A 24,623-nucleotide genomic window follows, 5' to 3' on the forward strand; every position below is an offset into this window, starting at 1 on the left:
CGAGCGATGCGGTCACGAGCGGACGCGCACCGGATACCTCACGACGAACACACGAGCGAAGGATTGCCCCAGTCGGCGACGTCGTTCGTCACGCCGTCCGCGGCATCGGTCACCACCAGCCGCAGCGTCTGCCGACCCGCGACGCTCACGCGTACCGTCTTGATCGCCGTCGCGCCCGTGATCGTGCCGCTGTCGTACAGCATCACGTTGTCGGCCCACACCTGATAGTCGACCGAACCGGCGCCGTTGGCCGCGGCATCGAGCCCGATATCGGACTGGAACGTCGTGCAGTTGCCGTTCAGCCGATAGACGAGCTGTGCGGGCGCGTTCACCGTCATCCCGTCGAGATACGGCACGCCATGCAGCGACACCGTCGCCGTGGCGGCGCCGCCGGGCGCCAGCGGAAGCCCCGCGGGGTTGGTCTTGACCTCGACCGCGCCGGACTCGACGGCGTCCCAGATCCAGCTTTGCGGCGCGAGCGGGCCGTTCTTCGCGACGGGATCGGTGCCGGTCAGCTTCACGAGCACCGCGCCGGTGGCCGGCACTGTCTGCGTGAGGCTTTGCGTGACGGCGCCGAGACTCGTGCCAGTGGCAAGATTGACCGCCTGCGCGGGGCCGGTGAGGCCAAGGTTCGCGAGCGTCACCGTGATCGACGCGGCGGACGAGCCGCGATTGAGCAGCGCGACCGCGCGCGTGCCGGTGGTCGCGAGCGGCTTGGTCCATACCTGCAGCGAACCGCTGCTGTCGGCGCTGTCGAGCACCGCCTGCAACGCGAGCTTGTCCTGATTGACCGAGATGATGCCCGCGTTGGTCAGGAGCGCCTGGGTGGCCGCGCTTTGACTGCGCACGTCGTTGCCGGCGTTCAGCCCGCTCGCCATCATCGCCCACATGATGAAGTGCGCGGTGTCCTGATCCTGCGTCATGCCGTTGCCGACTTCGAGCATGTCCATGTCGTTGAAGTAGCCGGGCACCGCCCACGCCGCGTCCGCCGCGCTGATGTCGATGATCGACGTGACCGACGTGAATTTCGCGCTGATGTCCTGCGACACGCGCGACATGTCGGCCCAGGCCGGCACGTAAAGCGTGCCGTCGGAAGCGAAATTCGTGACGAGGGTCTGGTTCGCGCTGTACGGATTGATGCTCAGGAACATCTGCCGGCCCGTCGCATCGATGCCGGCGCGCATCGCGGGAAACGCGCTGAGGTTGCCGCCGCAGTAGTCGAACTTCATGTAGTCGACGCCCCAGTTCGCGAAGGTCTGCGCGTCGACGGCTTCATGCCCGAGGCTGCCGGCACCCACACCTTGCGGATACGTGGCCGGCCGCGTGCCATGCGAAAGCCCCGCGCACGTATTGGTGCCCGCCGACGTGTACAGGCCGAACTTCAGGCCCTTGCTGTGCACGTATGCGGCGAGCGCCGCCATGCCGTCGGGGAAGGTCGTCGCGTTTGCGTAGAGCTGGCCGGTCGTCGCGTCGCGGCCGCCCACCCAGCAGTCGTCGACGGTCACGTACTGATAGCCCGCCGCGGCCATGCCGTTCGACGCAATCGCATCGGCGATCGATTTGACGATCGCTTCGGTGTCTTTGCACGCGAACGTGTTCCATGAATTCCAGCCCATCGGCGGCGTCATGAAACGTACCTGCGATACGGCGACGCCTTGATCGGGCGTTCCGTTCGACGTCGCGCCCAGGCTATGCACGTCGGAACCGCATGCGCTAATGAGCACGGAGACAGCGGCCAGCAACACCGCGATGACGAACGACCTGAACGATGCGACCACGGCACGCGAATGCATGACGATGCCTCCTCTGACCATGCAGGACTTCATTGCTTCGCTATGCTTAGCGAAATGCATGTTGATGTTGTGAGCGAAGACTAAACCCCGCCAGGCAGCGCGCGCAAACTTTAGCGATGCGGGTCACATACCAGGAATGCTGCGTTGCCGAGCCGCAGAAAACGTGCCGTGCACGGCACGATAGATCGTAGTGGTTGTGGATGCATCGATGTGATGCCTACGGCCGTGACACACCGTGTGCTTAACCATGTGCGCCAATTCTGACGGAAAAGACAAGCGCCTCTTGTCGCTTGACGAAGGGTCAATTCACCGATATCTTTGCGGCCATGGCAGATTCCGACTTCATCCACCCGGGCATGCTGGTGCGTCAGCATTGCCTGATCCGCTTCAACCTCAATGTGACCGAGGGTGCGGCGGTGCTCGGCGTGAGCCGGCAGGCGCTCACCAATCTGCTGAGCGGGAAGGCGGGCATCTCGCCCGAAATGGCGTTGCGGCTGGACAAGGCATTCGGCGGCGGCGCCGAGACATGGCTGCAACGGCAGCTGCTGCACGATCTGGCCAAAGCCCGCGTGCGCTTCAACAACCTCAACGTCGTGCAGATGGTTCCGGAGCAGCAGCAGGCGTTGTTCTAACCCACCTCAGTCAGCTTCCGCTTCCTCGGCCTCGCTCTTGACGGCAGTGGAAGCGCTATCCGCGGGCCGCGCCTTCGCGACGCCCTGCTCCGACAGCGGCCCGCCGTCCACGCTCACGCGCAGCCGCATCCCTTCGAACCACACGCGCAACTGCCGGTGACGGCGCAGATACTGCACGCCCACCAGCGCCGCTGCGAAGCCCGCCGCCGCGCCGACGCCCATCGCCCAGCGCGGCCCGAAATGATCCGCCACCCAGCCGACCACCGGCGCGCCGAGCGGCGTACCGCCCAGCGCGATCGCGAGCAGGATCGCGATCACGCGGCCGCGCATCGCGGGTTCGGTGGCCAGTTGCACGAGGCTGTTGGTCGACGTCGTGAAGGTCTGCGCGGAGATGCCAATCACGATCAGCACCGCGCCGAAGAGCCGGTAGTTCGGCATCATCGCGGCGAGCATGCAGCCGGCCCCGAACACCGTCGCACCGAGCAGCAGCAACGACAGCCGCGGTCGCGCGCGGCGCGCCGCCATCAGCGCGCCGGTCACGGAGCCAACCGCCATCGTCGAGCTCAACAAGCCGTACTCGCTCGCGCCGGCATGGAATGCGCTGACCGACATCGTCGAGATGTAGATCGGGAAGTTCAGGCCGAACGTGCCGATCAGGAACAGCATGGACAACACCGCGCGCAGGTCCGGCCGATTCCACACGTAACGGAAGCCGTCGACGAGTCCGCCCCGCGCGCGCGCCGCGTGCTCCTTCCGGTGCAGTTCGTGGATGCGCAGGAAGAACAGCGACACGAGCACCGCGACGAACGACGCCGCGTTCAGCAGAAACACCCAGCCGGAACCGACCGCCGCGATCAGCAGGCCCGCCACCGCGGGGCCGATCATCCGGCCAGCGTTGAACGACGTGGAGTTCAGCGCGACCGCGTTCGACAGGTCCGCTTCGCCGACCAGCTCGCCGACGAAAGTCTGCCGCGCGGGCGAATCGAATGCCGTCACGCAGCCGAGCGCGAACGCGAACGCGTACACGTGCCAGAGCTGCACGAAGCCGCCGACCGTGAAGATGCCGAGGCCGAGCGCCAGCAGGCCGAGGCCGCCTTGCGTCGCGAACAGCAGCTTGCGGCGATCGAAGTTGTCCGCGGCATAACCGGTCAACGGCAGCAGCAGCACCTGCGGGCCGAACTGCAGCGACATCACGATACCGACCGCCGTCGCGTTGTGATTCGTCAGATGCGTAAGGACGAGCCAGTCCTGCGCGGTGCGCTGCATCCACGTGCCGACGTTCGACACCAGCGCGCCGCCCGCCCAGAGCCGGTAGTTGTAGACGCGCAGGGAACGGAACGTACTCACCGTTTCACCCGCGTGACTGGAAGCGAAGCATCAAACGCGGGTGCCGGCATCGAGGTCTCCATGTGCGCTCGCTCAGACTTCGAGCAGCCGTTTGAGCAGCTCGACCGCATCGGCGAGCTGCTGTTGTTCGCTGTCGTCGAGATGCGCGCGGATCGAGCGGAACAGCCAGTCTTCGCGCGCGGCGCGGTTCGCGCGAATCGCCTTGAGGCACGAGTCGGTGAGCGACAGCACCGTTTGCCGGCCATCTTCAGGGTCCGGCGCGCCGGTCACGAAGCCCGCCGCTTTCAACGCGGCGACGACCTCGCCCATCGACTGCGAACGGATGCCTTCGGCGCGCGCGAGCGCCGACACCGTGGCGGGCCCTTCGCGTTCGAGCCGCGAGATCACGCGCGTCTGCGACCACGTCAGGTCGCCGACGCTCGCTTCCTCGCGCAGCCGGCGCTTGAGCCGGCCGATCAGCACGCGCAATTCGCCGGCGAGGTGCGTGGCGAGTTCGGTCTCGGCTGCGGTATCGCGGCGGGGTTCGCTGGAAGGTTTGCTGGCGCGGGCCATGAGGAATCGGGGGGCATTCGAAGATGTGAAGGCTACCTTCACAGGTTACCTTCATATGTGGTCGTAGTCAAGGCGACGAGCGCTGCGCGAACGTGGTGTCGCATCGCGCTGCAATGCGCAAACGAATCAGGGGAAAACGAGCCTCAAGCTGGCGGACGAGCCCGCCGTAAGCACAGCTATCGCCGCACGGGCGCTAACGGAGTCTATCGATGAAAGTTCGCACGCCGCTGATTGCCGCCGCAGCGCTGTCTGTCGCGCTGGCTTTGACCACGTCGCTCGCGATGGCGGACGCGACTCTCGCCATGAGCGACGCCGATAACAGCGCGGTCTTCGGCGCCGTCACGCTGTCCGCCAGCCAGCAGACCGACGGCAATGCGTCGCTCGATGGATTCACGGCGGCCGCACTCGGCACCGATGCGCTCGCGAAAATGACCGGCAACGCGGGCGTCAACATTGCGTCCGGCGCGCTGAATATGCAGACGAATACGATCGCGCTCGCCACCACGCAAGAGGCCGACGTCAGCACGCGGCAAACCGCGATGACGACGGCGCATATCAGCGGCAATTCGATCGCGTCGCTGGGTGCGGGCGCGTTGCGGGGCGCGTCCGGCAACTTCGGCATCAACGTCGCCGCGGGCGCCGGCAACGTGCAGATCAACGCGATGATCGTGCATTGAGCGGCGCGCCCGCCGCGTCCTTCCGCTATACCGCCGCGACACCCACGTAGTTCTCCGCCAGCGCGGTCGCGGCCGCGCGTGACGTCGTCACGTGTTCGAGCTCGGCAATCTGCAGTTGCTGTTCGAACGGCGTCGCATCGTCGCGGCGATGCGTCATGCTCGTCATCCAGTACGAGAAGTGCTCGGCGCGCCAGATCCGCTTCAACGCCGTTTCCGCGTAGTGGTCGAGCAGATCGGCGCGGCCTTCCTGATAGAACGCGCGCAGCGCCGCGCTCAGAATTTTCACGTCGGCCACGGCGAGATTGAGCCCCTTCGCGCCGGTCGGCGGCACGATGTGCGCGGCGTCGCCAGCGAGGAACAGGCGCCCGTAGCGCATCGTCGTCGTGACGAAGCTGCGCATCCCGACGATGTTCTTCTGGAAAATCTTGCCGTCCACGATCTGCCTGCCGTCGTGCGAATCCGCGCGCGCATGCAGCTCGGCCCACACCCGATCGTCCGACCAGTTCTCCACCGTCTCGTGCGGATCGCACTGGAAGTACATCCGCTGCACGTTCGGCGAGCGCGTGCTGATCAGCGCGAAGCCGCGCTCGTGCCGCGCGTAGATCAACTCGTCCGAAGACGGCGGCGCTTCGCACAGGATTCCGAACCAACTGAACGGGTAGACGCGTTCGTAGTCCTTGCGCAGCGACTGCGGAATCGATTTGCGCGAGACGCCCTGCGAGCCGTCGCAGCCGATCACGAAGTCGCACTGCAGCGTGTGCTGCTCGCCGCCGTGCTGATAACAGATGGAAGGATGATCGGTATCGAGGTCATGCAGCGATACATCCGACACGTCGAAATAGAGCTGCGCGCCCGCGTCGACGCGCGCCGCGACGAGGTCCTTCAGCACCTCGTGCTGCGCGTACACGGTGATCGAATGGCCCGTGAGGCCGGTGAGATCGATGCGGCGGCGCTTGCCTTCGAACGCGAACTCGAAGCCGTGATGGAGCGCGCCTTCGGCCCGCATCCGCGCGCCGACGCCGGCCTCGATCAACAGATCCATCGTCCCTTGTTCGAGCACGCCGGCGCGGATCGTCGATTCGATCTGTTCGCGGCTGCGCACCTCGAGCACGACCGATTCGATGCCGCGCTGATGCAGCAGATGGGAAAGCAGCAGACCAGCCGGCCCGGCGCCGACGATGCCAACCTGAGTACGCATGGGGTTGTCTCCTGGATTGCGTGTCTTGATTTGCGGCCAGTTTGACGACCACGACACCTATGGCGCAACGCGATAGCGGAGATACGTACTATGTATTTTTGAGATAAAGTGCGAGATCTTTCCGCCGACGCACGGCGTTTTTAGACGCCGTTTACAGGGAGGCGACTACGCTGGAACCGTCCCAACAACCGCAGCCTCGCTGCGAACCATCGATGGCACTCGCTCAACGGACCGCCGTGTCCGACGACCTACCGGCCCATGACCGCCAGCGTCATGCGCTGGCCGGGCACGACCACAACGTCATTCCGTTTCCATCGCCTCGCCTGCTGCTGCCGGTCACGCTGGTCCGCGATCCGGCCGAGGCGTCGCATCATGCGCCGTCGGCGGAACTGGCCGCGCTGCTGCACTCGCCGCTCGGCGTGTACGTGGTCGACACCGACTTCGTGCGCGACGAGATCCGCGTGCTGCTCGACATCGCACCCGACGACCTCGACTTCACGCTGCACACGTTGATCCGCACGCTGGCGCGCGGCACCATCGGACGCGTGTCGAAGCGGCGTTCGGCAGGCGACACGCATGAGCCTGCGCAGTCGACGTTGCGCTGAGCTTCCACCCGATTGAATCGATATTTCGTTTCATAAATCTCTGAAATACCCTGAGCGCTGACTGCCGGCGCTTAGGCGTCCCTTGCGTACTTCCTCCCCGCCGATCAGGCCCAAAAACTGCTGCAGCCGGCAGCGGCGATGACCCGCTTCCAGGATTCAACGCGCCTTTTTGGCCTTCGCAAGCGCTTGATCGCGATTCGATGAGTCGAAATAATGGTGAATATCGTTTCACAATGCACTATGCTGGCGTTATCGACCGACCAACCCCCACCCGGCTGGAGACTGCGCAGATGACCACCGACAACCCCGTATCGACCGAACACCGCTACCGCAGCGGCGAGGCCGCGCGGCTCGCCAAGATGCCGGCCACCACGCTGCGCATCTGGGAGCGCCGCTACAACGTGATCGGCCCGTCGCGCAGCGACTCCGGGCAGCGCCTCTATTCGGACGAGGACGTGCGGCGCCTGATCCTGCTGAAAGCGCTGGTGCAGTTGGGTCATTCGATCGGCTCGATCGCGCGGCTCGACTACGAAGAACTCGACCGCCTGATGCGCGCGCAGACTGAGAGCGACGAGCGCGCGGCAGGCAACACGGCAGATGGCGAACCTGCGCGCGTGCGCCTGCTGATGGTCGGTTCGGACGTGGCGCGCCGCGTGTATGCGGCCGAGCGCAGCGGCCGGCTGATGGGCCGGATCGACGTGATCGAGTTCGACACGCTGGAAGACGCCTGCGCGAACGCCGTACCCGGCAGCGCGGATGCCGTGCTCGTCCACGTGCTGTCGCTGCGCGAGGAAACCGCCGCGCAGATCTTCGCGCTGCGCGATACGAGCGGCGCGCGCAGCATCGCGGTCGCGTATGGATTCGGTGCGCGGCAGGCGGCCGAAACGCTGCGGCTCGCGGGCTTCGCGATGTACCGCGACCCGACGAGCAACGCGGAGTATTGCCAGATCGCCGAGGAGCTGTGCGCGGATGCGCGCGGCCTGTCCCGCAACCGGCCCGAATCGCGCGCGGCCCGCGCATCGCGGCGCTATTCGGAAGAGGAACTCGAAGCGATCACGACCGGATCCACCGCGATCTCGTGCGAATGTCCGCGGCATCTCGCCGAGCTGATCCAGAAGCTCGACGCGTTCGAGCGCTACAGCGACGACTGCATGTCGCGTTCGGTGGAAGACAGCCTGTTGCACCGCCATCTCGGCGATGTGTCGAACCAGGCGCGCGCGATGATCGAAAGCGCGCTCGCGCGGGTCATCGCCGCGGAGCGCGAGAACGTGGTGTGAGCGGGAGTTTTACGCTGCGGTTCGCTTCGCTTCAGAAAATCGCGGTGCTAGCCGCCGCGCCGGATCTGCTCGGCGCGCTGTGCATGACGCAGCGCGCGTGAGTCGCCGCCCAGCGCATCGGTCGCGCGAATCGCGCAGCCGAACAGGCGATCGAGATTGGCTTCGATGAACGCCGCGTCGATGCGCGAGCTCGGGCCCGCCAGCGTGATGACGCCGCGCAGCGTCTGCTGCACGCCGAACACCGGCATCGAAATGCCCGCCGTTTCGCGCTCGCGCTCGCCGATCGACACGCAATAGAAGTCCGTGCGAATGCGCTCGAACGCGTCCCCCGGCTCGCCGCCGAACGCCAGCAGCGCGCGGCCGCCGGAGCCGCTGTGCAGCGGCAGCACGTCGCCCTCGTGCACGTGAAAGCGCACCGAATGCGTCGAGTCGACGCGATGCAGGCATACGCGCACCTCGCCGTCGCGCACATAGAACGACACGCTTTCGCCGCTTCCTTCCGCGAGCTCACGCATCAGCGGCAGCAGGATGTCGCCGAGATTGAGGCCGCGCTGATACAGCGCGCCGAGCATGAAGGTCGCGGGGCCCAGCTGGTAGCGGCCATCGTCGAGACGCACCAGCAGCCGGTGCTGGATCAGCGCGCCGGCCAACCGCAACAGCGTGCTCTTGTAGAGACCCGTGCGGGACGCGAGCTCGGCGAGCGTCAGCGCGGAATCGCTCGGCTTGAACGCGAACAGGATCGAACACGCGCGATCGATGACGGCGACGCCTTCGCTCTTCGGGCTGGTAGGTTCCGCGGACATGCTGCCTCGATCACAGGGGTCGTGGTGAAGGCGACGATTTTACGCGATGTCGCTGCCCGCGAAGCGGTCCGCGGCGCTCGCAGCCGCGCGCCGATGCGTCCGTCAGCGCGGCGCAATCATCGTCAAGCTAGAATCGTTCGAAGCCGTCCCGCCCCCTTCACGGAGTCACGCCATGCACACGGATTCGAGCGCAGTCGATACCGCGCTGACGACACGCCGTTCGGTTCGCGCGTTCCTGCCCACGCCCGTGCCGCACGCCGACATCGAGGCGATTCTCGAAGTCGCGAGCCGCGCGCCGTCCGGCACCAACACGCAGCCGTGGAAGGTCTACGTCGTCACGGGCGAGTCGCTCGCGAAACTGTCCGCCGCGCTCGTCGCCGCGTACGACGAGCGTGACGACGCGCGCTATCAGGAGGAATACCGCTACTACCCGCGCCAATGGGTGTCGCCGTATATCGACCGGCGGCGCAAGGTGGGCTGGGAGCTGTATGGTCTGCTCGGCATCGAGAAAGGCGACAAGGCGCGCATGCACGAACAGCACGCGCAGAATTACCGCTTCTTCGGCGCGCCCGTCGGGCTCTTCTTCACGATCGATCGCATCATGGAGCAAGGCAGCTGGCTCGATTACGGCATGTTCCTGCAGGCCATCATGACGGCTGCGCGCGGCCGCGGTCTCGATACCTGTCCGCAGGCGGCGTTCACGCCGTTCCATTCGATCGTCGCGAAGCATCTCGGCTATCCGCGCGACGAGCAGCTGGTGTGCGGCATGTCGCTCGGCTGGGCGGACCCGGATGCGGCCGTCAACGAATTTCGCACGGTGCGCGAGCCGGTTGCTTCGTTCGCGCGATTTTTCGATTGATGCGCGTGGCGCTACGCTGCCTTTAACGTCGCGCGAGTTTGCCTGTCGCGGTTGCCGCCGTGACTGCCGGATTCTCAGGCGGCGGCGTGATCGTGTAGCCCGCCGCCTTCAGCCGGTCGAGCAGCGAATCGCTGCCGAAGAAATGCCCGGTGCCGACCGCGATCAGGATCGGCCCCTTGCCGTGAAAATAGCCGTACTGTTCGAGCGATGCCGCGAAGATCTCGGTGCCCGCGCGAAAGATGTACTGGTTCGCGTCGTAGAACGCGTCGCTCTCTTTCGGATTGCGCTTGACGATCAGTTTTTCCAGCCGCCCGATATCGCCCGCTGTCCACGCCGTTTGCAGTTGCCCGAGGTCCACGTCGCCCGGTGTCGAGCGGCCGGCCGCGTCGTCGCAGCCTGCCTTCAGCATCGCCGCCTGGTCGTCGGCCGGCATGTCGGCGAACATCTGCAGGCCGCGCTCGAACGTCTCCAGATAAATGACCGGCAGCTTCCGGTCCGTCGCGATCCTGAGCAGGCGCTGATCGATGCCGGGGTAGCCGAAATTGCCCGCGTCGCCGGTCGCATGCTTGCTGTCAGCGTGCTTGCCGCGTTTGCCGAAATCGACCGACAACGCGGCCAGCCACGGCTTGAGCTGAAGGAACGGCACGATGTCGATGCCGCCCTCGCGCGCGCAGCTCGCAAGCTGCTCGGGCGTCATCGTGCTGACGTGATTCGTCACGTTGTCGTCAGTCGGATAGACGCCGAAGCGACGCATCACCGGCATCATCTGCTCCGGCGTCATCGTGATCGGCGCTTCGAACACGACGGCTTCGGCGCGCGCGACGATCTTCTCGAGCGCAGCATCGATGCGCGGATCGTCGGACTCCAGGCGATGAATGGTCGGGACCAGCAGCAGCGTCGGATGGCCGGGCGAAGTCGCGGTCCACAACGGCACGTCGATGCTCGCGGGCCCGGCAGCTGAAGACGCCGCCGCCACGTGGTGCGTGGCGGGCGGCAGCGCGTGCGCCGTGACGCTGGCGAACGCGCAGCACCACGCGGTTAGCGTTGCCAGCGCCAGCATCGCCGCACGTCGGTTCATGGTGTCCCTCGGCTTCGTGTTCCTGCGCGCCGCATCCCCGACAAAGCACGGAGGCGGCCAGTGAGCGCGATCATAGCAACCGGCCATGTCGAGATCGGTTGGCTGCCAGACGAACTCAGGCGCGCGCTTCGAAACCGAGCAGCACGTTCACGGCATTCACGCCGATCTCGTCGACCATGTAGCCGCCCTCCATCACGAACAGCGTCGGCACGCGCAGCGCGGCAATCGCGGCGCCGATGCGCGGGTAATCCGACGTGCGCAAGCGGAAGTGGCTGATCGGATCGTGCTCGAAGGTGTCGACGCCAAGCGACACCACCAGCACGTCGGGCGCATGCCGTTCGATCGCCGCAATCGCCGTCTGCAATGCGGTTTCGTACGTGGCCCATGCAGTGCCCTTCGGCAGCGGCAGATTCAGGTTGAAGCCCTCGCCCGCCGCGGCGCCGCGTTCGTCCGCGAAGCCCGAGAAGTACGGATACGACACGGCGGGATCGCCATGGATCGACGCGAACAGCACGTCGGCGCGTTCGTAGAAAATTTCCTGCGTGCCGTTGCCGTGGTGAAAGTCAACGTCGAGGATCGCCGCGCGTTTCGCGCCACCGGCCAGCGCGTGCTGCGCGGCGATCGCGGCGTTGTTCAGGTAACAGTAGCCGCCCGCGAACGCATGGCCCGCGTGATGACCCGGCGGCCGGCACAGCGCGAATGCGCCTTGCGCGCCGGCGCCAGACCTGGCTCCAAGCGCATCGATGCCGGACAGCGCGCAATCGGCGCTCGCGCGCACTGCGTCCCACGTGCCGGCGTTGATCGGCGCGCCCGCGTCCATCGAGAAGAAACCCAGCTTGCCGTCGATGAACTCCGGCACGCGCGTGGACGGCAGACCGCGCACCGGCCACACGAGCGGCAACGCCTGACCCGGGCGGCCGGTTGCCTGCCATTCGTCCCATGCGCCGGCGAGGAACGCAACGTACGCTTCGCTATGCGCGCCCACATACTGCGCCGGGCCATAGCGCGTCGGCGCAGCAACCTCGCCTAGCTGCGCGGTGTGCACGCGCGCCAGCACGGTCTCGGCGCGCGCCGGCTCCTCGAACGAATCGCTGACAACACCATCTTTAAGTTCGACGCCGTGATGCAGGCGGTGGTCGCTGCTGTAGAAGGTGAGCATGATCGGCAGTGGGCGGGGACGGAACCCACAGTGTATGCGCTCGACCCCGCTTCGGCGACGGCCCGACTGCTCAACGCGACGCGGGCAGATTGAACGGCTGTCCCGGCACGTGCGCCCACGTCGCGAGTACGCGCGCGCCCGCGGGTCCCGCGGTGGTCGTGTGCGGCGCGTACGCGGGAAGCTGGAACGTCTCGCCCGCGTGGACGACCCGCGTCGGCTGGCCGTCCACCTGCACGGTCACCTCGCCGTCGAGCACATAGCAGAGCTCCGGGCCCGACGCCTCGTGCCTTGGCTTGGCCGCATTCGGCGGAAACTCCGCGATGCCCATGCCCATCTCGCGATCGGTGCCCGTGATCGGCACGCGCTGCAAGACGACGGTGTCTTTTGCGGGCGGCGGGTTCGAGTCCGCGAAAACCGGCATCGCGGCACAAGCCGCCAGCACGATGGCGAATGCGCGCCGAAGGTTCGACACGGACACGACGCAACGCTCGCGAAAGAAGCTCACGGCTGCGCCCCCGCCAGCGACGTCAGGATGCGATACACCGCATTCACGCGCGCCTCGATCGGATACGACTTGTTGGCGAGGATCACGACGCCGATCTGCCGTGCCGGTACGAATGCAACGTAAGTCGAGAAACCGTTGGTCGAACCCGTCTTGTTCAGCAACGCATCCTGTTGCGGCGGCAACGGCGGCGTCAGTTCGGTCGCCCGCGTGCCTTTGTAGAGCATGTCGGGGCCGTTGCCCGTCTGCAATGTCTTCAGGTCCACCGGATACGGATACTGCTCCCAGATCAGATCCTGCACGAACGGCCCTGTCGAGAAGTACCCGGTATGCGTGCAGGCAATCGCGCGCTGCAGCGGGTCGTCGACGTGCGCAACCTGCATGTTGACGTCGAGGAATCGCACGATGTCCGCGGTGCCCGTGCGAATGCCGTAAGCCTCGGAAGCGAGCGCGCCGGGATGCAGCCGGATCGGCTTGTCGTCCTTCGTGTAGCCCTGCGCATACTCGTGCATCGCCGCGGGTGGCACCTGCAGATACGTATGCGTCATGCCGAGCTGCGGCAGCAGCGTGTTCTGCACCGCATCGTCGAAATTCACGTTCATGCTGTGCGCCGCGATGTACCCCAGCATGCCGATGCCGGGATTCGAATAACGCCGGAACGTGCCCACCGGATGATCGGGCTTCCAGTCGTGCAGGAACGCCATCATCTGCTCGTCGTTCGTCACGCTGTCGGGTTCGAAGAGCGGCAGTTCCGACGTATGCGTGCCGAGATTGACCAGACGCACATGATCGAAGCTCGTGCCGCGCAGCGGCGGATACGCGTGACTCGCGGTATCGGTCAGCGACAATGCGCCGCGCTCCGCCGCATAGCATGCGAACGTCGCGGTGATGGTCTTGCTGAACGAACCGACTTCGAAGAGCGTCTGCGGCGTGATCGGATCGCGGGTGTCTTTCGACGCCACGCCGTAGTTGTAGAAGTAGTGTTTGCCGCCAACCGTCACGCCCACCGCGATGCCGGGCACGCCGTATTGCTGACGGATCGGTTGAACGGCTTCATCGACGGTGCGTTGCAGGCTGTGTTCGCGTGCGTCGCCGGCGGCGTGCGCGTTGCAGGCCATCAGGAACGAACCTGCGAGTAGCCATAGCTTGAATGTGTTCTTCACGTTCGTATGCTGGGAAAAGTGTATTCGCGGAACCTGCGGAGGGCCTCGGCGCGCATCGATGGATCCGTTCGATGCGGCTCGGGGTGCGGCGATTGTCATTCCCAGCGATGCACGCAACAAGCGAGATTAATTTGACGCTGGCATAAGCCATTCTTTTCGGTCGATCTGACCGAATAGAAAATGCGGATGTGCAAAAGCGTGCCGCGCGTAGCCGTGCGGCCGTCATGTGCATGAAGCGTGGAGCTTAAGGAAATACGCCGCTCAGTTGCCGCGCGGCGAACTGGAACGGATCGCCGCGCGCCAGGATTTCTGGTCAGCGAGCAGACGCGCCATGGTCTGCAGCAGTTCCGGCGGATCGAGCGGCTTGCGCAGGAAGCCGTCGTAGCGCACGAACGCAGGCGGGCTAGGCTCGCCGGATACGAGCACGAAGCTGATGTCCGCGAGCGCCTGTTCGTTGCGCATGTGGTGACACAGCACGCTGCCGGACATGATCGGCATGCGCCAGTCGGCCACCACCATATCGACGGGCTGGTGATGCAGCACCGACAATGCGGCCTCGCCGTTCTCCGCCGTCACGGTTTCGTATCCCGCGCCTGCGCAGATGGTCTGCCACGCAGCCAGCGCTTCGGGTTCATCGTCTACCAGCAGCACGGTTGTCATACGGTTTTTGCTCTCGGTCTCAACGGCGTATACGACCGCTTTGCGCCTGAAGAATTCCAGCTTAGACGATGTGAGAGCCGCGTGCAGCGCGGCGGAAGCGCGCGGTTTCCGCAAGTGCATGCATCGTGCGTCGGCGCGATGCAGCGGGCATGCAGACGCACGCCGGCCTCACTGCACTGCAGCATCGATGGAGACCGCCGCTCAGCTCGCGGTGGGTGGCGGCAGCGTGATGACGAGCCGCGCTTCGGTGTCGGTGAAGCGGCCGTCGAGCTTCGCGTCGTGGCCCTTGATGATCGCGTTCGCGATGTAGAGCCCGAGGCCGAGTCCGCCCTGATTGTTCGGGTTGTCGAGCGAACCGCTCTTGAACGGATCGGTGAGGCGCTCGAACGACACCGTCGGGCGCTTCAGCAGGCGGTTGCGCACTTCGACCTGCTGCGCGCGAGGCGCCGCGCCATCGTGACCGTCGCCCGCGTTCCCGGGTTGCACGCACGCGATCAGCTCGACCGGATAACTCATGTCGCCATGCTGGCGCGCGTTCGCGATCAGGTTCGTCAGCGCCTGGTTGAAGCGGTCCGGATCGACCGATGCGACGCCGAGATCCGGCGCGAAATCGGTGACGATCCGCATGCCCGGATGCGTCAGGCGCGCCTGTTCGACGACGGCGTCGAGCAGCTCGCGCAGCGGCACGTCCTGCCGCGTCATGCCGAGGCCGACGCCCGAGCGGATGCGGCTCACGTCGAGAATGTAGTTGATCAGCGACTGCATGCGGCGCGTCGAGCCTTCCACGCGGCGCGCCGTATCGTTCGTGTTCGCGAGGCCGCGGCCCATCAGCTGTACGGCCATGTTGATCGCCTGCAGCGGGTTGCGCAGGTCGTGACCGAGCGTGGCGAGCAACGTCGTTCTTGCGCGCTCCACTTCGCGCATCCGGTTCAGCGCGACATCCTGCAGGATCGACTTCAGCTCGCGCGCGGCAAACTGGTCAATGTCGGTCCACTCGCGGCAGCGGCCGCGCACCGTCTGCTTCCAGATTTCGAACGAGCCGCGCGGCGTGAGCCGCGGACCGTTCACGCCCTTCGCGATCACCTTGTCGGGCGGGCCCGCCCAGTTGATCGTCTCGACGAGTTCCTCGCGCAGCCACACGATCGTGATGCGCGCATCGCCGGTGATCTGGATCGCGAGGAAGCCGGCCGCCGTGCCGGTCGGCGTATGCAGCGCGCCGAGCTGCGGCAGGTCGGTGGAGACGGACGCGCTCGACAGCACGTCGAGCCGCGCCGCCGCCATATGATCGGCGAGCGCGATCAATGCTTCACGGTCGGGCGCGGACGCGCCGCCGAGCGTCACCACTTCACGGTCGACGATCGCGCTGACCGCCTCGTTCGGCATCAGCTCGGCAATTTCCGGACGGCGGCTCACGATACCGGCGAGCGGATCATCCGCGTGTGCGAGCTCGCTCGCGATGCGCGCGCGCAGATCGTGCACGCGCTGCTCGGCGAGCGCGCGCTGCTTCGACTCGATGCGCGCGATCAAAATCGACACCACCTGGGTCAGCACCGTGCAAGACAGGCGCACCGCGTGCGACGCGCGCAGCGGCGTCATGTGGTGGCACGCAAACAGCCCCCACAGCTTGCCGTCGATCACGATCGACACGCTCATCGACGCGCCGACGCCCATGTTCTTCAGGTACTCGATGTGGATCGGCGAGACGCTGCGCAATACCGAGTGGCTGAGGTCGTACGGGCCGTGAGTCTGCGAATTGAGCGGCGGCACGATCGGCACCGGGACCGCATCGACGGACGCGATCTGGCGGATCGGATTCAGCACGTACAGCCGGCGCGCCTGCGCGGGGATGTCGCTCGCCGGATAGCGCTGGCCGATGTAGGGCGGCAACGCGTCCTGCTTCGCTTCGGCGATCACTTCGCCGCTCGCGTCGGGCAGGAAGCGGTAGCCCATTACGCGGTCGAAGCCGGTCATCGCGCGGATCGAGTCGGCGGCGGCCTGCAGCAGCGCGGGGATCGAGTCGAATTCGGAGTTTTGCAGCCGCTGGATCGCGCGCTGCGCGAACAGCGCGAACTGCGTGGGCGCCGGCGTTTTCAGCGCGAGCTGCTCGAACTCGGCGAACAGCAGCCCGTCGGACCAGTGCATCACGAGATCGAAGCGATGACCGTCGATGCCGCGGCACTCCACACTTTCGTCGGCCATCTCCGGATGCTCGAGCGCCGCCCGCAGCGTCTGCCGCGACAGCGGGCTCAGATGGCGGTCGCTGATGGTTTCGCCGAGTTCGGGCAATGCGCCAAGCCAGATTTCGGCATTGGCGCTCTTCGCGATCAGACAGCCGACGCGGTCGAAACACAGCAGCGCGCCGTGCGGCTGGATGAACCCCAACGCGTGGATCGGCTCCTGATCGCAGTTCGCAACGATGTCGGCGAGTTGGTCTTGTGGCATCGAAAGGGGATCGTCCGGACGCGAGTGGAGCATGACGGCGGCGCGTTGCGCCAGGAGCTGGCGGTTGCAGGCGGTCTCCGCGCCTGCACGAGCCGCGGCCATTCTATCAGTCCGCTTTCAATGCATATAGCGCGACCAAAATAGCGCGAGGCAGCGGGCAGTATAGGTGCGAGGGTTGTGTGCACGCAGCGAGTTGGGCAACGCGGCGGGTAGCGTGAAGGCGCTTGTCGGATTGGGGCCGTGGGCGTCTACCACTACGCCCGCAGCCCGTTCGCGACGGATGCGGAACGGCTATCATCAGCGCTTCGAACCCACGGCGCCGCAACAGCGCCGGCACCGCCTCTCCACGCTTCAACCGTTTTTCCCGCCATGAGCACCGCCGAGCGCCGCATTGCCCACCTCGACATGGACGCGTTCTACGCGTCCGTCGAGTTGCTGCGCTATCCGGAACTGCGCGGTCAGCCCGTCGTGATTGGCGGCGGCCGCTCCGGCACGCCCGTCGAGCTGCCCGACGGCAGCCGCCGCTTCGCACGCCTGCGGGACTACGCGGGGCGGGGCGTCGTCACCACGTCCACCTACGAGGCGCGCGCGCTCGGCGTGTTCTCGGCGATGGGGATGATGAAGGCGGCGCAACTCGCGCCGGACGCGATCCTGCTGCCGACCGATTTCGATTCGTACCGCCATTACTCGCGCCTGTTCAAGAGCGCCGTGCGAACCTTCACGGATCGCATCGAAGACCGCGGCATCGACGAGATCTACATCGATCTGACCGACGTGGAAGGCGCCGCTCGCGACGTCGCGAGCAACATCAAGCAGGCGGTCAACGCGGCGACGGGGCTCACCTGTTCGATCTGCGTGGCGCCGAACAAGCTGCTCGCGAAGATCGGCTCGGAGCTCGACAAGCCGAACGGGCTGACGCTGCTCACGCCCGCCGATCTCGAGACGCGCATCTGGCCGCTGCCGGTGCGCAAGGTCAACGGCATCGGCCCGAAGGCGACCGAGAAGCTCGGCACGCTCGGCATCCTGACCGTCGGCGATCTCGCGGCGGCGGACCTCGGCGTGCTGCAGGACAATTTCGGGCGCTCGTACGCCGAGTGGCTGACGCGCATCTCGCGCGGCATCGACGACCGCGACGTGGTGGTCAGCTCCGAGCCGCGATCGATGAGCCGCGAGACGACTTTCGGCCGCGACCTGCATCCGAAGCAGGACCGGCCGGAGCTGTCGGCGATCTTCACCGACCTGTGCGTGCGGGTTGCCGACGACCTGCGGCGCAAGGGCTATGTGGGCAAGACGGTCGGCATCAAGCTGCGTTTCGCCGACTTCAAGACGGTTACGCGCGACGTGACGCTGCCCACCCCGACCGCCGACGCAGTCACGATCCGCCGTGCCGCGACGGAATGCCTGAAGCGCATCACGCTCGACCGTCGGCTGCGGCTGCTCGGCGTGCGTATGAGCACGCTCGAACCGGCGGGCTTTCATGACGCGCCGACGTTCGTGCAGGAAGAACTGCGGTTCGATGTGCAGGAGGAGCCGGGGGAGAAGGAGGGGTTGTGAGGGGGTGGGGCTTCAAACCCAAAGCTCCCTCCTGCTATCCGAATGCTTGAGCGCGAGCGCGGCAACGTTCCGCCAGATTTCCACCGGCGGCCGGTGCTCCTGCTTCGCGGCTTCCTCGACCGCCATCACAACGACCTCCAGCGGCACCTCGTCCAGCAGATGGCCAATGTGCGCCTCGAATCCGGCCGGCGCCTCTCCGGTCGCGAGCGCGTGTTCAAGTGCGTCCTCCGTGAGGTCGTCGGCATAACTGACGCTTGAGGTCCTGGCCGCCATCCAGAGTCCGCGCTTCTTGTCACGCGCCGCCGTGGAGATTCTGTCCAGGCTGAGACCAAGCACACCGAGCACGCGCATCACCCGATCGAAGCCCAGGTCGTTGATCGTTCCCGCTTCCAGCTGGTGAATGGTCTGCCGCGACAGATTCGCGAGCTTTGCCAGCCGACCCTGGGTCAGACCGATCTGCTCTCGTCTCACACGTACCGTTTCACCGACGTTTCTGATGTTCATCCCAGTCCCCGGCTGGCGCCATGCGGCGCCTGGCTCTCGCGTGCGGTCCAGTATAGGAGCCTCGCTCTATTGTACAAAATATTTTACTTTAAAGGTTATCGTCGAGCGAAGCGCAAGCCGTGAGCGGACCTCAATTGGCACACGCCGCCCCATCATATTACCGATTTTGCCGAATTTATCTCCACCAATCGGCCCGTTTTCGCCTCAAGCTCCCCCGCTCCACCCCAAAAAGACGAAAAAAAAGCCAGCACAACCGGCTGGCTTTGAATCCTCGATCAGCCGGGGTGCTGACGAGGACGAGAGTTACGGGATGAAATATAGCATATTTTCCGAATTTACCAAATTTTTCTTTGGAGCTTGCCGATTCATCCCGATTGGCATATCGTCAGCCATCCACAAGGCCCATGTCAGATGGACGATCCGATCATCACCACCCAGGCGGCGGCGCGCCTGCTAGGCGTGTCGGTCCGCACCGCGCAAACCTGGATCGAGCAGAACGCGATCGAATCCTGGAAAACGCCCGGCGGACACCGCCGCGTGCGGCGCAGCGTCGTGCTCGAACTGATGTCGCGTGTCAGCGCCGCGCCGCGCATGTCGGCGCTCGTCTTCGTCCATGCGGCGCAAGACCGGCTCGAACACTACTGCGACGTGCTCGCTGAACTGCCCGAGTGCTGCGTGCTGGCCGACAGCGACATCTTTTCCACGCTGCTGTCCATCGGCAACACGCTGCCGGGCCTGATCCTCACCGAACTTGCCCGCACCGACTGGGACCGCTTCGCGATGCTGCGCCGGGTCACCCGCGAACCGGGGCTTGGCCACACGCAGATCGTCGCGCTCAGCGAACTGAGCGCGAGCCAGATCGCGCAGGAACTGGGCTCGGACACCCGCGTGAGCCGTCTACCCGTCAACTGCGGCGCGGAGGATCTGCGCGCGGCGGTCCGCGCCGTGCTCGCGGACGAAGCGGCGCAGCAGCCGGATAACGACGAGGACGCGCCCGCGTTCCGCACGGCGCCGAATGAGATGGAGCGGATCAAGGCAGTGACGCGTTCGGGGCTGCTCGATACCGCGCATGAAGAGGCATTCGATCGCATCGTGCGCCTCGCCGGCCACACGCTGCATACTCCGATCGCGCTGATCACGCTGCTCGCGCACAACCGTCAATGGTTCAAGGCGCGCTGGGGCATCGAGGGTCTGGAAACGCCGCGTCTATGGGCGTTCTGTAATCACACGATCCTGCAGAAGGGTGTGTTCGTCGTCGAAGACGCGACCGAAGATCCGCGCTTTCGCGACAATCCCTACGTCGTCGGCGAGCCGCATGTGCGCTTCTACGCGGGCGTGCCGATCACCGACTATCAGGGCTTTCCGCTGGGCTCGCTGTGCGTGATCGACCGCGTGCCGCGCGACATCGACGAAGACAGCCGGCAGGCGCTCACCACGCTCGGCGAACTTGCGTCCGACAAGATCAACCTGCGCATCCGCGACCGCCAGCTCAAATGGGCCGAAGCGGCATCGCGTTCGCGCGACGAGCCCAATGACGGGCAGAAATGAAGTAAAAACCGCCTGCTACAGGCTGGACAGAAACGCTTCGAGCGCCGCACCCAGTTTGCGTACCGCATCGAGCGTCATCAGCGAAAGCAGATGCGCGCCGAAATCGCCGTCTTCCGTGTGCAGGTTCACTTCGAGCAGCAGTGCGCGGTCCCACGGCAGCTTCGACGGATGCAGCACTTCCTCGATGTCGATCTGCTCGCCGATCAGCCGCGGCGCCGAAAAGGTCGGCGACTGGCCGATCTGTTCGAACAGGCCCGCGAGGCACGCGCCGGTAATCAGGTTCGCCACCTCGGCGAAAAGCTCGCCTGTATCCGCGCCCTGTTCGGCCACTTCCGGGCTGTCCGGAAACAGCGTGTCGTAGAGCCGCGTCGCGCCGACGCTGTCGAACAGCGTGATCGCCTCGCCGGACACATCGCAGCGAAAGCCCTGCCGCAACGCGGTGACGGGGCCGTTCAGCTTCAGCGTCTCACGTACCGCGACCTGCAGCGATTCCGTATCGACCACGATGATGCGCGGCACCGATAGATGTACGAACCGGCCGAGCAGCACCGCGAGCCGCGCGCCCGCCTGCCCCATGCCGATGTTTGCGATTTCCTGCAGCGCGTCGCGCTGATCTTCGCTGAGCGCCAGATCATTCATAGAGACCGTACTCCCGCAGAATCGGCAGCAGCTTCTCTGCCGACACCGGCTTCTCGACGAATGCCATCGCGCCGAGCGTTTTCACGCGCGCTTTCGCTTCGCTCTGGATATCGGCGGACACGACCACGATAAAGCTGTCGAGCCCTTCGTGCTGGATCGCTTCGAGCACTTCGAAGCCGTTCATGCCGGGCATCGTCAGGTCGAGGAACATGACCGATGCGCGGCCGGCCCGATAGGCCTCCAGCGCTTCGTTTCCGTTCGTCGCCTGGGTGATGTCGACATCCCACGCGTCGGGAAGTGCGTTGATCAGGAGTCGGCGGGCAAGCATCGAATCGTCCGCGACTAAAACTGGCAGGCCCATGGGGTTTCACCGGTGAGTTGACGTCAGAACCCGATAACGGCCGCCGGAAACAGCGGCTTTAGCGGGAATCGACAAACCCAGGGTTAAACAGAATGCAACCTCTAATATGGGGTTTTAACGATGGCCGTCGCAAACGTTTGCAATCGCAACGATGCGCATTACGTCACATTTTGATATGCGCCGCTCAGTGCACGCGCGGCCGGTCGAGCAGCATCCTGCCCAGCAGCGAAAACGCGATGCCCGGCAGCTCGTGCAGTTTCGTGACGACGGTGCTGTTGCGGTAAAAACTCTCTACCGCATCGTCGAGAATGCCGATGCCGACGATCTCGATGCCGGCCTTCTCGATCGACTCGACCTTCGCGCGCAGGTCCGAACGCAGCACGGCCGGATCGCCGTCGCCAGTTGCGGGATAGCCATCCGACAGCACCATCAGGATGCGCCGGTCGGCCACGTGATCGGCGAGCCGCATCGCGGCCCACGCGAGCGCCTCGCCATCCGGATTCTCGTGACCGCATTCGATCCGCGCGAGACCGCGCAGGTCGCTCGCGCCGAAGCGCTTGTACACCTGCAGATCGAGCCGTTCGGTGAAGCGGTTGTAGTGGCGCATATCGGCGCCGCGCACCCGCTGCGCTTCATACAGGCGTTTCATGTCGCTCGACTCGATCGAGCTGTAGCCCAGCACTTCGCAGTCGAAGCCAAGCTGCATCAGCGCATCGCCGAGCGCCGCCGCGCACAGGCGCGCGAGTTCGATCTTGCGGCCCGCCATCGAGCCGCTGCGATCGATCAGCAGCGTCACGGCCGCATCGCGTCCCGGCGTCTGCCGCTTCACGCGAAACGGGGTGCGATACCCCGGCGACATCGCGAGGCGCGCCAGCGCGCGCCGGTCGATCTCGCCGCGCTCCTGATCGACGTTCCAGTGCGTGAGCTCGTCGGCCTTCAGCGCGCGTTCCAGCTTCGCTTTCAGCGGCGCGGTTTCAGCGCGGGCGAGCGTGCGCAGCGCGTGCCAGGACTGCGCATCGCCGTCGCCGGTGTAGTCGGTGACGATATCGAATGCCGTGGTGAGCGGCACGGAGAGCGTCGGGCGATTCGTTGCTGACCCGTGTCCTGAAGTGCTTTCGTCGAACACAGGGTTCGGCGCGGCATCGCTCGCGGCGGGTGCGCCGTCGGGCGCATGGCCCATGCCGGGACCTTCGGCCGCGGATTGCTTCGCCGCTTGAGCATCCGACGACGACACGCCCGCGCCATCGCCGCCCGGCGGCCGATGCAAACCGTCATCGATATCGAACGTGCTCTGCGCGGACGACGTGTCGTAGCCGTCCTCGCGGCTCACGGTGAACATCATGCTGTTGAAGTCGCGCGACGACAGCTGCCGCACGATCTCGATCACGTCGTGCGCGGCGCGGATGCTGTCGTGTGTCGAGACGCTTTGCACCGCGTGCTCCAGCACGTCGCTCGTCGCCACCAGCGCCGCCGATAGCGACTGCGCCGCTTCGGTCACCGTCGGCGTTTCGCGCCACAGCATCCGTTCGACGCGCCACACGAAGCGGTCGCGCCACGACAGATCGTTCCAGCGGCTGAGCGCATCGCGCGCCGCATGCTCGCGCAGCCGCTCGATATAGCAGCGCGCGCCCGGATAACGCTCGAGCAGCAGAGCGCACACGCGGCGATCTTCGACGACCTGCGCAAGCCGCTGCGCCGTGCCGCCGCCGAGCGCGCCAAGTGATTCGTTATCCGAATATTTTGCGCGCGCCACCAGCAGGTCCAGGTAACCGACCAGCGTATCGCGTGCCTGCTCGTCGTCGAGACGGTCGACGTCGTACGGTGGAATGACGATGCGCCCGGGTTCCACCCGCGGCCCATCGGGACTGAACGCGACCGCGACGCCGTATTGCCCCGTCAGCACGCGCGCCATCTTGCCGAGCGTCGACTCGAAGTCGAAATCCACCGGTCGCGCGGGGCGTTGGCTCATGGTCGCTATCCGAGTGCGATGTAGTGGTGGATGATGCTGCGGATCAGCGCCGCGTCCTCCGGGCTGACCTTCGCATAGATCGCCGGGCCGGCTGCGCGCTCGGGGTCGCCGGTGCGCAGCATCAGCGTCGTCCAGTCGAGCAGGCGACGCGTCGAGAACGCGCTCGCCAGATCTTCGCGCGCGAATGCCGCGCGGCAATCGGCGGCGATCGCGGCGAGCGTGTCCGCCATCGGCCGCGTCAGCCGCGGCCCGAACGTGCGCATCAGCACCTCGGCTTCTTCGGCCGCCGACAGGTAGTCCATCAGGTACACGCGCCAGCGGTCCAGAAACGCCTCGTTCATCAGATTGGCGCCCTGATACAGATGCCGGAACTGGCTCATCGCGCCCACCGCGTTCGCGGTGGCAAAGAGGCGAAACGACGGATGCGGCGCGACGATATCGTTGCCCTTCTCTTTCAGCAGCAGACGCCCGCCCGGCTCCAGCACCGCGGTCAGCACCGCGAGAATCGCGGGCTCCGCGAAGTCGATCTCGTCGATGATCAGCCAGTGGCCTTCGCGCATCGCCGTGGGCAGCACGCCGTCCACCCACACCGTCTCGCCGCCCTTCACGGTCCAGAAGCCGACGAAGTCGCCGATCGTCGTCTGGCCGTTCATGTTCGAACGGAGCACGCCGTGCTGCGAACGCGCGGCGATCTGCTCGATCAGGCTCGTCTTGCCGGCGCCGGTGTGGCCGATCAGCATTACGCGACGGTTTTCGGCGATGTCTTCGATGATGTCGTCGAAGCGCTCCGCGAACAGGTACGCGTCGTTCAACGCCGGCACGAGCGCACCGCCGGGACCGCGCGGCACGTCGACCGTGCCGATCTTGACCGTATCGCCATGCAGTTGCCGCGCGGGTTCGCTCGCGCGTAGCCGCCGGAGTTCAGCGACGAAATCCGCCGAAGCGCGCGGGTCCGCATGCTCCGCCTCGCGCTGCGCGTCCGTCAGATAGCCTTCGCGATACCACTTCTGAAGCTTCGCCGCGAGGTTCTCCTCGTCGACTACCGTGTCGATGTCGACCGAACCGTCGACGTGGCCATGCTCGATCCGGTACATGAACGGCCGCTCCGACAGCGACACGCGCCACCATTCGGCACCCGCGCCGACGGAGCGGGTGTAGAGGCCGACGTAATCGTCGTCGTGCTGGGAGAGAAGCGTTGCGTTCATCGGGTCGTCGTCACAAACAGGAACGCGCGGCACGCCAACGGCCGCGCACAGCCACGATGTTACTCAAAGTGCCGCGTCAGCGCGGCACAGGTTCAG

The 24,623-nt window shown here is 65.8% G+C and carries 23 protein-coding genes; 7 read left to right on the forward strand and 16 right to left on the reverse strand.

Going from position 1 to position 24,623, the window contains the following annotated elements; all coding sequences use genetic code 11:
- Positions 1-38: 38 nt before the first annotated feature.
- Complete coding sequence (locus tag DVS29_RS00575) at positions 39-1,793, reverse strand: NPCBM/NEW2 domain-containing protein (protein ID WP_164707808.1); 1,755 nt, start codon at positions 1,791-1,793, stop codon at positions 39-41.
- A 326-nt stretch (positions 1,794-2,119) separates the two neighbouring features.
- On the opposite strand from DVS29_RS00575, the gene DVS29_RS00580 reads away from it, so the two are divergent.
- Positions 2,120-2,425, forward strand: coding sequence for a HigA family addiction module antitoxin (locus DVS29_RS00580; RefSeq protein WP_118178719.1), 306 nt, complete (start codon positions 2,120-2,122; stop codon positions 2,423-2,425).
- 6 nt (positions 2,426-2,431) lie between these two features.
- Here the strand turns inward: DVS29_RS00580 and DVS29_RS00585 are convergent, their stop codons facing one another.
- Entirely contained in the window at positions 2,432-3,772 is a 1,341-nt protein-coding gene (locus DVS29_RS00585; RefSeq protein ID WP_118178481.1) for an MFS transporter, read from the reverse strand.
- 72 nt (positions 3,773-3,844) lie between these two features.
- Positions 3,845-4,324 carry a MarR family winged helix-turn-helix transcriptional regulator gene (locus DVS29_RS00590; RefSeq protein ID WP_118178482.1) on the reverse strand — a complete coding sequence of 160 codons (480 nt, stop codon included), beginning with the start codon at positions 4,322-4,324 and terminating at the stop codon, positions 3,845-3,847.
- Positions 4,325-4,533: 209 nt separating this feature from the next.
- On the opposite strand from DVS29_RS00590, the gene DVS29_RS00595 reads away from it, so the two are divergent.
- Complete coding sequence (locus DVS29_RS00595) at positions 4,534-5,001, forward strand: hypothetical protein (RefSeq protein WP_118178483.1); 468 nt, start codon at positions 4,534-4,536, stop codon at positions 4,999-5,001.
- 25 nt (positions 5,002-5,026) lie between these two features.
- Here DVS29_RS00595 and DVS29_RS00600 read toward each other — a convergent pair whose 3' ends face one another.
- Positions 5,027-6,199, reverse strand: coding sequence for a 4-hydroxybenzoate 3-monooxygenase (locus tag DVS29_RS00600; protein ID WP_118178484.1), 1,173 nt, complete (start codon positions 6,197-6,199; stop codon positions 5,027-5,029).
- A 212-nt stretch (positions 6,200-6,411) separates the two neighbouring features.
- On the opposite strand from DVS29_RS00600, the gene DVS29_RS00605 reads away from it, so the two are divergent.
- Both DVS29_RS00605 and DVS29_RS00610 read left to right on the forward strand, forming a co-directional pair.
- Positions 6,412-6,804: a hypothetical protein gene (locus DVS29_RS00605; RefSeq protein WP_420816053.1), complete on the forward strand. Its 393-nt coding sequence runs from the start codon at positions 6,412-6,414 to the stop codon at positions 6,802-6,804.
- A gap of 290 nt (positions 6,805-7,094) precedes the next feature.
- On the forward strand, positions 7,095-8,081 hold the full coding sequence (locus DVS29_RS00610; protein WP_164707809.1) for a MerR family transcriptional regulator: 987 nt from the start codon (positions 7,095-7,097) through the stop codon (positions 8,079-8,081).
- A 47-nt stretch (positions 8,082-8,128) separates the two neighbouring features.
- Here the strand turns inward: DVS29_RS00610 and DVS29_RS00615 are convergent, their stop codons facing one another.
- Positions 8,129-8,884 carry an IclR family transcriptional regulator gene (locus DVS29_RS00615; protein ID WP_118178487.1) on the reverse strand — a complete coding sequence of 252 codons (756 nt, stop codon included), beginning with the start codon at positions 8,882-8,884 and terminating at the stop codon, positions 8,129-8,131.
- Between the two features lie 172 nt (positions 8,885-9,056).
- Here DVS29_RS00615 and DVS29_RS00620 point away from each other — a divergent pair, with 172 nt between their 5' ends.
- Positions 9,057-9,743, forward strand: coding sequence for a nitroreductase (locus DVS29_RS00620; RefSeq protein ID WP_118178720.1), 687 nt, complete (start codon positions 9,057-9,059; stop codon positions 9,741-9,743).
- A gap of 22 nt (positions 9,744-9,765) precedes the next feature.
- Here DVS29_RS00620 and DVS29_RS00625 read toward each other — a convergent pair whose 3' ends face one another.
- The 6 genes from DVS29_RS00625 to DVS29_RS00650 all read right to left on the reverse strand — a co-directional run bounded on the left by DVS29_RS00625 (position 9,766) and on the right by DVS29_RS00650 (position 16,747).
- Positions 9,766-10,821, reverse strand: a complete 1,056-nt coding sequence (locus DVS29_RS00625) for a TraB/GumN family protein (RefSeq protein ID WP_164707810.1) — start codon at positions 10,819-10,821, stop codon at positions 9,766-9,768.
- A gap of 115 nt (positions 10,822-10,936) precedes the next feature.
- The gene (locus tag DVS29_RS00630) at positions 10,937-11,980 is read right to left on the reverse strand and encodes a histone deacetylase family protein (protein ID WP_118178489.1); all 1,044 of its coding nucleotides are present in this window, start codon (positions 11,978-11,980) and stop codon (positions 10,937-10,939) included.
- A gap of 70 nt (positions 11,981-12,050) precedes the next feature.
- The gene (locus DVS29_RS00635) at positions 12,051-12,485 is read right to left on the reverse strand and encodes a cupin domain-containing protein (protein ID WP_240655406.1); all 435 of its coding nucleotides are present in this window, start codon (positions 12,483-12,485) and stop codon (positions 12,051-12,053) included.
- Positions 12,482-13,600: a class C beta-lactamase gene (ampC, locus tag DVS29_RS00640; protein WP_420816059.1), complete on the reverse strand. Its 1,119-nt coding sequence runs from the start codon at positions 13,598-13,600 to the stop codon at positions 12,482-12,484. The genes DVS29_RS00635 and ampC overlap by 4 nt, the downstream gene beginning before the upstream one ends.
- A 306-nt stretch (positions 13,601-13,906) precedes the next feature.
- Positions 13,907-14,305 carry a response regulator gene (locus tag DVS29_RS00645; RefSeq protein ID WP_118178722.1) on the reverse strand — a complete coding sequence of 133 codons (399 nt, stop codon included), beginning with the start codon at positions 14,303-14,305 and terminating at the stop codon, positions 13,907-13,909.
- 201 nt (positions 14,306-14,506) lie between these two features.
- Positions 14,507-16,747, reverse strand: coding sequence for a histidine kinase dimerization/phospho-acceptor domain-containing protein (locus DVS29_RS00650; RefSeq protein ID WP_164707811.1), 2,241 nt, complete (start codon positions 16,745-16,747; stop codon positions 14,507-14,509).
- 369 nt (positions 16,748-17,116) lie between these two features.
- On the opposite strand from DVS29_RS00650, the gene dinB reads away from it, so the two are divergent.
- Positions 17,117-18,301 carry a DNA polymerase IV gene (gene dinB / locus DVS29_RS00655; RefSeq protein ID WP_118178492.1) on the forward strand — a complete coding sequence of 395 codons (1,185 nt, stop codon included), beginning with the start codon at positions 17,117-17,119 and terminating at the stop codon, positions 18,299-18,301.
- A gap of 12 nt (positions 18,302-18,313) precedes the next feature.
- Here the strand turns inward: dinB and DVS29_RS00660 are convergent, their stop codons facing one another.
- A complete protein-coding gene (locus DVS29_RS00660) occupies positions 18,314-18,805 on the reverse strand; it encodes a helix-turn-helix transcriptional regulator (protein WP_118178493.1) in 492 nt (163 codons plus the stop codon).
- A gap of 411 nt (positions 18,806-19,216) precedes the next feature.
- Here DVS29_RS00660 and DVS29_RS00665 point away from each other — a divergent pair, with 411 nt between their 5' ends.
- The gene (locus DVS29_RS00665) at positions 19,217-20,353 is read left to right on the forward strand and encodes a GAF domain-containing protein (protein ID WP_118178494.1); all 1,137 of its coding nucleotides are present in this window, start codon (positions 19,217-19,219) and stop codon (positions 20,351-20,353) included.
- Positions 20,354-20,368: 15 nt separating this feature from the next.
- On the opposite strand, the gene DVS29_RS00670 is transcribed toward DVS29_RS00665, so the two are convergent.
- From DVS29_RS00670 to DVS29_RS00685, 4 genes are all read right to left on the reverse strand, one after another.
- A complete protein-coding gene (locus DVS29_RS00670) occupies positions 20,369-20,992 on the reverse strand; it encodes a chemotaxis protein CheC (protein ID WP_118178495.1) in 624 nt (207 codons plus the stop codon).
- Positions 20,985-21,353: a response regulator gene (locus tag DVS29_RS00675; RefSeq protein ID WP_118178496.1), complete on the reverse strand. Its 369-nt coding sequence runs from the start codon at positions 21,351-21,353 to the stop codon at positions 20,985-20,987. Before DVS29_RS00675 ends, DVS29_RS00670 begins: the two co-directional genes overlap by 8 nt.
- Before the next feature lie 184 nt (positions 21,354-21,537).
- Positions 21,538-23,322: a cobaltochelatase CobT-related protein gene (locus DVS29_RS00680; protein WP_118178497.1), complete on the reverse strand. Its 1,785-nt coding sequence runs from the start codon at positions 23,320-23,322 to the stop codon at positions 21,538-21,540.
- A 5-nt stretch (positions 23,323-23,327) separates the two neighbouring features.
- On the reverse strand, positions 23,328-24,527 hold the full coding sequence (locus tag DVS29_RS00685) for an AAA family ATPase (RefSeq protein WP_118178498.1): 1,200 nt from the start codon (positions 24,525-24,527) through the stop codon (positions 23,328-23,330).
- Between the last annotated feature and the right edge of the window lie 96 nt (positions 24,528-24,623).

Origin of the sequence: Paraburkholderia phosphatilytica (assembly GCF_003443895.1) — a bacterium.
Taxonomy (GTDB): domain Bacteria; phylum Pseudomonadota; class Gammaproteobacteria; order Burkholderiales; family Burkholderiaceae; genus Paraburkholderia; species Paraburkholderia phosphatilytica.

What these genes read in the sequence shown, in the direction of transcription:
- DVS29_RS00650 (WP_164707811.1), bottom strand. Translation starts at nt 16,747, where the DNA reads ATGCCACAAGACCAACTCGCCGACATCGTTGCGAACTGCGATCAGGAG.
- DVS29_RS00680 (WP_118178497.1), bottom strand. Translation starts at nt 23,322, where the DNA reads ATGAGCCAACGCCCCGCGCGACCGGTGGATTTCGACTTCGAGTCGACG.
- DVS29_RS00630 (WP_118178489.1), bottom strand. Translation starts at nt 11,980, where the DNA reads ATGCTCACCTTCTACAGCAGCGACCACCGCCTGCATCACGGCGTCGAA.
- DVS29_RS00580 (WP_118178719.1), top strand. Translation starts at nt 2,120, where the DNA reads ATGGCAGATTCCGACTTCATCCACCCGGGCATGCTGGTGCGTCAGCAT.
- DVS29_RS00645 (WP_118178722.1), bottom strand. Translation starts at nt 14,305, where the DNA reads ATGACAACCGTGCTGCTGGTAGACGATGAACCCGAAGCGCTGGCTGCG.
- DVS29_RS00605 (WP_420816053.1), top strand. Translation starts at nt 6,412, where the DNA reads ATGGCACTCGCTCAACGGACCGCCGTGTCCGACGACCTACCGGCCCAT.
- DVS29_RS00685 (WP_118178498.1), bottom strand. Translation starts at nt 24,527, where the DNA reads ATGAACGCAACGCTTCTCTCCCAGCACGACGACGATTACGTCGGCCTC.
- DVS29_RS00625 (WP_164707810.1), bottom strand. Translation starts at nt 10,821, where the DNA reads ATGAACCGACGTGCGGCGATGCTGGCGCTGGCAACGCTAACCGCGTGG.
- DVS29_RS00670 (WP_118178495.1), bottom strand. Translation starts at nt 20,992, where the DNA reads ATGAATGATCTGGCGCTCAGCGAAGATCAGCGCGACGCGCTGCAGGAA.
- DVS29_RS00600 (WP_118178484.1), bottom strand. Translation starts at nt 6,199, where the DNA reads ATGCGTACTCAGGTTGGCATCGTCGGCGCCGGGCCGGCTGGTCTGCTG.
- DVS29_RS00660 (WP_118178493.1), bottom strand. Translation starts at nt 18,805, where the DNA reads ATGAACATCAGAAACGTCGGTGAAACGGTACGTGTGAGACGAGAGCAG.
- DVS29_RS00620 (WP_118178720.1), top strand. Translation starts at nt 9,057, where the DNA reads ATGCACACGGATTCGAGCGCAGTCGATACCGCGCTGACGACACGCCGT.
- DVS29_RS00595 (WP_118178483.1), top strand. Translation starts at nt 4,534, where the DNA reads ATGAAAGTTCGCACGCCGCTGATTGCCGCCGCAGCGCTGTCTGTCGCG.
- dinB (WP_118178492.1), top strand. Translation starts at nt 17,117, where the DNA reads ATGAGCACCGCCGAGCGCCGCATTGCCCACCTCGACATGGACGCGTTC.
- DVS29_RS00615 (WP_118178487.1), bottom strand. Translation starts at nt 8,884, where the DNA reads ATGTCCGCGGAACCTACCAGCCCGAAGAGCGAAGGCGTCGCCGTCATC.
- DVS29_RS00665 (WP_118178494.1), top strand. Translation starts at nt 19,217, where the DNA reads ATGGACGATCCGATCATCACCACCCAGGCGGCGGCGCGCCTGCTAGGC.
- DVS29_RS00575 (WP_164707808.1), bottom strand. Translation starts at nt 1,793, where the DNA reads ATGCATTCGCGTGCCGTGGTCGCATCGTTCAGGTCGTTCGTCATCGCG.
- DVS29_RS00610 (WP_164707809.1), top strand. Translation starts at nt 7,095, where the DNA reads ATGACCACCGACAACCCCGTATCGACCGAACACCGCTACCGCAGCGGC.
- DVS29_RS00590 (WP_118178482.1), bottom strand. Translation starts at nt 4,324, where the DNA reads ATGGCCCGCGCCAGCAAACCTTCCAGCGAACCCCGCCGCGATACCGCA.
- ampC (WP_420816059.1), bottom strand. Translation starts at nt 13,600, where the DNA reads ATGGCCTGCAACGCGCACGCCGCCGGCGACGCACGCGAACACAGCCTG.
- DVS29_RS00675 (WP_118178496.1), bottom strand. Translation starts at nt 21,353, where the DNA reads ATGGGCCTGCCAGTTTTAGTCGCGGACGATTCGATGCTTGCCCGCCGA.